Below are 7027 nucleotides of genomic sequence, written 5' to 3' on the forward strand. Positions count from 1 at the left end.
AAACCACCAAGCGGGTGGCCTTTAGAGGCAAAGAATCAATAATAGACTCTACAGCAATATCGCAGGAAACGCCCCAAAGAGCTTCGTCCCGTTCGCCTGTATGAAAAGGATGGCGGAAAATACAATGCAAAAGCATATGCAAATAAAGGCGGTTTACCAAAACGGGATCGGATTGGTACCGCTCCACCAAATAGCGGGGATTAAACAGCACCTTTTCTCCATCTGTTCCAACGTAAAGGGAAGAAAGGTTCATTTCATAGCGTAGTCCACTTAAGGCAATATCCAAAAACCGCAAGGATAAGTATAATTCATTGCGGGATGCATTTAAAATAGCGTTACCGATTTGTATGAGACGTTGATGATTTTCGTTCATAAGCCCTCCTTTACAAATCAAAGCTTTTTTTCTTTATGGGATTCCCATTTTTATGTTGGTAATCCATAAGAAAGCTAAGAATTTCTGTTTTTCCTTTTTTCTGTGCCAGCTCTATCAATTTTGGCAAGGCTTCGTTGGTATAAAGCCCCCATTGGGCAAATAGACGCAGGACTTCCAGATCATTTTTTTGGATATAATAGTCCACCGCAAACAGCAAATGCTCCCGCACATAGGAGAGATAGGTTTCCCTACGTTCTGTCGGAAGGCGATAAGGATAGGACAGACGATATACTGCCAAAAGCAGTACCAAAACTGCCGCATCTTCCCTTCGAGTAAGATAAAACAATTCGTCGTATCTGCGAAAATCAATATCAGAATTACGAATGCATTGGCGAAATAAATGACCTGTGCCGTAATTTACCTGATGAAACTGCCGTGCCGGTGTGTCCTCAATATATTCATATTGAAAATCAGGGATGAGCAGTTTGGCTCTTTCTTCAGGAAAATCTATGGTAAGCAATAGCTCGTGGTTTAAAACGGCGATTAAGTCGGAAACATGTTTGCATTGTCCAAAATAAATATCATACAGGCTGTCACAATTTAAAAATAAGCCTGTTTCCAGATGCACTGTATTTTTCGGTATATTTATTTTGTAAAGAGATCTGCAATTATAAAACGCATAGCGTTCGATGGCAGTTACCATTTCAGGGATAGTAAGAGCCTTGAGGCCATGACAATCGTAGAAAGCATAACTACCGATTTTTTGTATACTTTGGGGCAGTGTCAAAGCCTCTAAGGCAGAACAGCCGGAAAAGGTATAGGGGGCGATTTCCTCCAATCCTTCAGGCAGAACAATAGAACCCAATTCAGAGCAGCCAGAAAAGGCATAAGCGCCGATACGTCGGATTGTATCAGGTAGGACGATACGCAAGATGGCATCACCTTCATCCTCTTTTGGAACTGCAGTGCGTTTTTCTGAGGAGTGGCAAAGGGACATTTCTCCCAAGCTTTCGTCCTCTACCTGAGGTTGCTCCATTTCTATGGCAAAAGCAAAATCCTCAATGGCTACCACTGGCATATCCTCTATGGTTTCAGGAATATGCAGTTGGCTTGCTCTGCCCTTGACACCCAAGATGGTAACGCCCTCGGCAAAGACTTTATAATATAATATAACCTTTTTTGTTGGTTTCATGGCCTTATCCTTTTCAAAATGTAATCTAAAGTCCATTATACTTCCTTGCTTGGATAGTGTCAAAATAATCACATAGAGATATGCATATAAAAATAGCTGAATAATGCCAGTAAGTAAAAAAGAGGAGTAACATAGGGAATATAAGAAGGATTCAATTGTTGATTAAAAGAAGCTGTTAGGATGGTTTTTTTATACTTATTAAAACTTTAAGAAGATCCTAATATGTATGATATTTACATATTCGGAAAATTATAATATGATATAAATTATAACCGTATGGGGGTGATTCAATTTAAGAAAATAATCATGAAGAAGTTCGAGATTTTACAACAGAACTGTAGGAGGGAGGGAAAATAAAGAATACCTTTAATTAAATATAAAAAATCCGTCTGGCAACAAAAATATCATACATTAAAAAAGGTATTAGTTAAATTCTAAGGGAAAATTTCGTTTGTCGCAAGTTAGTTATGTAGTTTTTTAGTTAACAGGGTATCTATAGATTGTGAATAAGGAGAAAAATATAAAAAAATTAATTTTACCATTATTGGCTTTTACGATAGCTTGCCTACTACCACAACGTATGCATTAGAAGAAAAAAACAACTTGGTTTTAGAGGATGGGGCAAAACAGAGTGATATTATAATCACTCCCCAAAGTGTAAATGTCGATACTAAATATGGTGTTAAACGGTATCTTTCATCTTATACTGAAAATGTAGGAAAGAAAACAGAGTTTTATAATGGAAGCAATTTTCCAAATAAAGAAAAAGGAGAAACGGTAACACCTAGTACTACTGTAAATACCACTCATGCATTATCAGGCTCATTGAGTTACCAAGTGAAGAAGACCGTACAAGCCACATTAGGATATACTTTTTCTGATTCCGTGAGTTTTGGAATTGCGAAACAAAGCAGACCATTAGCGGTTGGCGAATATGTTATTGCATACTATCAGAAAATGTACAGTGTTACACCAGTGGAGCAAGAGAGAACTGTACGTACGTATGGATATGAAACAGTCAATGGCGTTACCAGACCTGTGGATTATACAAAGAAAACTGTAAATACAGCATATGCGAAGAAAGCCATGGTTCCTGATATCGAACTTGTTTACAAGAAAGCAGCCGTAAAGGGGATGAGAAGTGCAAATGCTAAATCTGATATAACAATTGCAATTGAAACTTATAGCTATATTAATGGTGTTTATGTACTAACAAGTACAAACAAATTAGATGATTAAGTTCTAAATATGATATTTATTCATCTATACTACATTAAATTAGAAATCAGTAACAATAAGCTTATTATTTGTTATGCTTTATTATAGGCGCATTTTTCTATGTTTATTATAAAGTATAAAACGCGTAAAGAAGAAATTAATCAACAAAAAGAAGCCCGATTGCTACAATCAGCAATACGGGCTTTTATGATGCTATTTAGTGAGAAGCCTTTACTTTAATCCAAAGTTCTGCCAGCTTTTGCTTTAATACAGGGTTATCTTTAAACACTTCGTCCTTTGCATAATCTGTTCTGGGAAGATATGCTTCATTATCTGCATAGATTCCGCCAGACCCAGACATTTCATCCAATACCTCTTGGTTAGAGGAAGGGTAGCCTACCGTTTCGGAGTTATCATAGGAAGCGTCATGGGTCAAAACATAATTAATGAATTCATGAGCCAAGAGGGGATTTTCTGCGTTGGCGGGTATCACCATGGAATCACTCCACAGGTTTGTGCCCTCTGTAGGCAGGAAAAAGCTCATATCCTCGTTCTCATTCAAAATCGTTGCAGCGTCACCACTATAAACAACGGCGATATCTTTATTTCCATTAATCATGCCGTCGATTACTTCATCAGTTACATAAGCGGGATCCATGGTATTGTTCATTTGCAGGAGCCAATTGTAGGCTTCCTGAATTTCGCTTTCACTTTCTGTGTTCATGGAGTAGCCCAGTGCTTTCAACGCCATCATAAAGGAATCTCTCTCAGAGTCATAGACATAAATGCGTCCTTTATAGGTGGTATCCTGAAGGATATTGTAGCCCAGATTTTCTACGTCTGCGGGTTTTACATTATTGTGATTATAAACAATTCCTACATTTCCCCAGAAATAAGGCACTGAGTAGGAATTATCAGGGTCATAGGGCAGATTTTTCACGCCTTCAGCCAAATTTGAGATGTTTGGAATTTTAGTTAAATCCAGCTTTTGTAGCATGTTTTCATGAATCAGACGTTCAATCATATAGTCGGAGGGCACAAGGACATCATAAGCGTCTCCTGCCTGCAATTTTGTATACATCATTTCGTTGGAGTCAAAGTATTCCACAATGACCTTTACGCCATATTCTTTTTCAAAATCGGGAATTAGGTTTGCACCCATATATTCCCCCCAATTATATAGCTTTAAGGTGGAGGAGCCGTATTTTTCCACCGCGTCAGAAGCAGAAGAACCGCCGCCACAGCCAGACAGCAACAATGCCCCACTAACAGCCAATGCAATCATTTTTTTCATGTCAGTTTACTTCCTTTCTTTTCTTTTAGGATTGGTATAATGTTTACAATGAATAACGCCACTGTAATCAACAGAATAACTAAGGTGCTTAAGGCGTTGATGGACGGATTCACACGTTTACTCATGGTATAAACCAAAATAGAGATATTGTTCACGCCGTTGCCTGTTACGAAATAGGAGATGATGAAATCATCAAAGGACATAGTAAAGGCAATGAGTGCCCCGGAGATAATACCCGGTCTGATTTGGGGAACAATGACTTTCCACAAAGCCTGCATGGGCGTTGCGCCAAGGTCTAAGGCGGCATCTGCCAAATTTGGATCAAGAGAACGCAGCTTTGGCGTTACGCTTAGTATTACATAAGGAATGCAGAACATAATATGGGCGAGGAGCAGGGTCAAAAACCCCTTTTTTACCCCCAATGCGCTGAAAAACATTAACAGACCGATACCCGTAACGATTTCGGGATTCAGAATGGGTAAGTTATTCACTTGTTCTACAATGCCTTTCATTATCTTTTTAGATTTTGATAGGCCGATTGCCGTTAGTGTGCCCACAATAGTGGAGATAATGGTGGCTAAAAGGGCAATGATAACAGTATATGCCACTGACTGCATCATGGTGGAGTCAGCCAACATTTTCTCATACCACCGCAGGGAAAAACCCTCAAATTTCGTTAGGGAGCGGGAGCTATTGAAGGAAAACAGAATAATGTACAAAATGGGTACATAGAAGAAAATCGCTGTTAATCCCAACATGATTTTTGAAAACAGGCGTGTTTTTTTCTTTTCCATTAGTTATCCTCCCTTCCATTTGCAGTAGGGTCAGTATCCACTTTTTTGGTAATATACATGGAAAACATGATAATGACTGCCATTGCCAAAGAGATGGCACTACCGAAATTCCAGTCCCCAGAGGTTAAAAATTCAGTTTCTATAACATTACCGATTAAAACATACTGTCCACCGCCCAAAAGCTTGGGAATAAAGAAGCTGGATACCGCAGGCAAAAACACCAACGTGATGCCGCTGATTACTCCTGGGATGGAAAGGGGCAGTGTTACACGTAGGAAAGATTGTACGGCATTGGCACCAAGGTCGCTTGCCGCCTCCAGATAACTTTTATCCATTTTTGTCAGTCCAGTATAAATTTGCAGAATCATAAAAGGGATAAAGTTATAAACCATACCCAAAACAACAGCGAAGCTTGTGTGTATCATGGTAATCGGGCCAATTCCCAAAAAGCTAAGCAGTCGATTGATGATTCCTTCATCCTGCAATATGCCCATCCATGCATAGGTACGCACCAGCATATTAATCCAAGTGGGCAGGGTAATCAAAAGAATCCAAAAAAGCTTGCTTTTTTCACTGCGGTTGGCAATGACATAGGCAATGGGATAGCCAAACAAAATACAAATCACCGTTGTAAGAATTGCAATATACAAGGAGCGTTTTAATACACTCATAAACACAACATCACTGAAAAAACGAGCAAAATTTTCCAATGAAAAGCGTATGGTTGCCACGTCATTTCCCTTATCGGTAAAGGCATAAAGGAGAATCAACAGCATGGGGACCAAAATCATAGCCCCCATCCAGATAATATAGGGCAGTGCCATATTTCGAAATTGTTTCACCGAGCACCCTCCCTTCAGTTTTGCTTTGCCATAATATGAATGTCCTCAGGCTGGAAGATCAGCCCAACCTCGTTGCCAATTTCATAGCGGTCGGTGGTATCTACCTTATACTCATAGCCTTCTGTGGCAAAGGTAACCTCATAAACGCCGGGCACTAGGGTTTCTGGGTCAAAATCATACTTTACATTGGTAATTTCAACGGAGGTGCCATCCTCCAAACTCCAAGCCGAGGCATTTGCCCAAGTTTTCAAATCTGTTTCCAAGGCAATGGATTCATGAATTTCGTCTGTTTTTTTTAAGAAATTCACAGCAAAAATTTCTTCCTCATATTCTTTGTTTGCGATACGGTTTTCATCCTTCACAATCATATTTACCGTAACAGAGGTACCTGCGGCGGTAGAGAAGGTTACAGGATACTTGCCATTTTCTTTTTTTATGGAATAGTTAATTTCTTTAATGGAAATATATTCGTCTGTTTCCGGATTCCACGCCTGGGCATCGGCACGGGCAACAATGGTACCTTCGTCCAAGGTTTCCACATCATCCATATCCAAATAAAAATCGTTGGCGGAGATTTTTTCGTTGGCACTTTCGTTATAAACAGGTCGGTCATCGGAAACCATCATTTTTACGGTAATAGAGGTACCCACTTTTGTTTCTACAATGGTTTCATAATGTACGCCCTTAAACAAAACGGATTTTACAATACCTTTCAGCTTGCCTTCTGCCCTAGGGACAATATCCAAATCTTCGGGACGGATGACAACATCCACCTTTTCGCCTGAAGTAAAGCCGAAATCAACGCATTTGAATTTTTTATCTTCAAACATAACAAGGTAGTCCTCTAACATAACGCCGTCAATGATATTGCTTTCGCCAATAAAGTTTGCAACGTACTGATTCACAGGCTCATTATAAATATCTGTGGGGGAACCGATTTGTTGAATTTCCCCATCCTTCATAACCACAATTTTATCGGACATGGTAAGGGCCTCCTCTTGATCATGGGTAACATAAATGAAGGTAATGCCTACTTCCTGCTGAATTTTCTTTAATTCTTGCTGCATTTCTTTACGAAGCTTTAAATCCAGAGCACCCAAGGGCTCGTCCAAAAGAAGAACGTTTGGCTCATTCACCAAGGCGCGGGCAATGGCCACACGCTGCTGCTGACCACCGCTCATTTCCGTAACGTTACGATCCGCATATTCTTCAAGGTTTACAAGCTTGAGCATACGCTTTACTTTTTGCTCTATAATATCCTTGGGTTCTTTTTTGATTTTCAGACCAAAGGCAATATTGTTATAAACATTCATG

The 7027-nt window shown here is 39.5% G+C and carries 6 protein-coding genes and 1 pseudogene; 1 reads left to right on the forward strand and 6 read right to left on the reverse strand.

Annotation, left to right across the window (positions count from 1 at the left end):
* Together RTK36_RS16175 and RTK36_RS16180 are read right to left on the reverse strand one after the other, a co-directional pair.
* A partial coding sequence (locus tag RTK36_RS16175; RefSeq protein WP_331655102.1) for a DUF2201 family putative metallopeptidase occupies positions 1-373 on the reverse strand: 373 nt, incomplete at its 3' end.
* A gap of 10 nt (positions 374-383) precedes the next feature.
* Positions 384-1601, reverse strand: a complete 1218-nt coding sequence (locus tag RTK36_RS16180; RefSeq protein ID WP_312048251.1) for a leucine-rich repeat domain-containing protein — start codon at positions 1599-1601, stop codon at positions 384-386.
* A gap of 525 nt (positions 1602-2126) precedes the next feature.
* On the opposite strand from RTK36_RS16180, the gene RTK36_RS16185 reads away from it, so the two are divergent.
* On the forward strand, positions 2127-2804 hold the full coding sequence (locus tag RTK36_RS16185; protein ID WP_312048252.1) for a hypothetical protein: 678 nt from the start codon (positions 2127-2129) through the stop codon (positions 2802-2804).
* 196 nt (positions 2805-3000) lie between these two features.
* Here the strand turns inward: RTK36_RS16185 and RTK36_RS16190 are convergent, their stop codons facing one another.
* The 4 genes and pseudogenes from RTK36_RS16190 to RTK36_RS16630 all read right to left on the reverse strand — a co-directional run.
* Entirely contained in the window at positions 3001-4077 is a 1077-nt protein-coding gene (locus RTK36_RS16190) for an ABC transporter substrate-binding protein (RefSeq protein WP_312048253.1), read from the reverse strand.
* Complete coding sequence (locus RTK36_RS16195; RefSeq protein ID WP_312048254.1) at positions 4074-4871, reverse strand: ABC transporter permease; 798 nt, start codon at positions 4869-4871, stop codon at positions 4074-4076. Before RTK36_RS16195 ends, RTK36_RS16190 begins: the two co-directional genes overlap by 4 nt.
* Positions 4871-5713 carry an ABC transporter permease gene (locus RTK36_RS16200; protein WP_312048255.1) on the reverse strand — a complete coding sequence of 281 codons (843 nt, stop codon included), beginning with the start codon at positions 5711-5713 and terminating at the stop codon, positions 4871-4873. The genes RTK36_RS16195 and RTK36_RS16200 overlap by 1 nt, the downstream gene beginning before the upstream one ends.
* 644 nt (positions 5714-6357) lie before the next feature.
* Positions 6358-7027: pseudogene (locus tag RTK36_RS16630) on the reverse strand (ABC transporter ATP-binding protein); the annotation flags it as partial.

Origin of the sequence: Anaerotignum sp. (assembly GCF_031981185.1) — a bacterium.
In the GTDB taxonomy this organism is placed as follows: Bacteria; Bacillota; Clostridia; order Lachnospirales; family Anaerotignaceae; genus Chakrabartyella.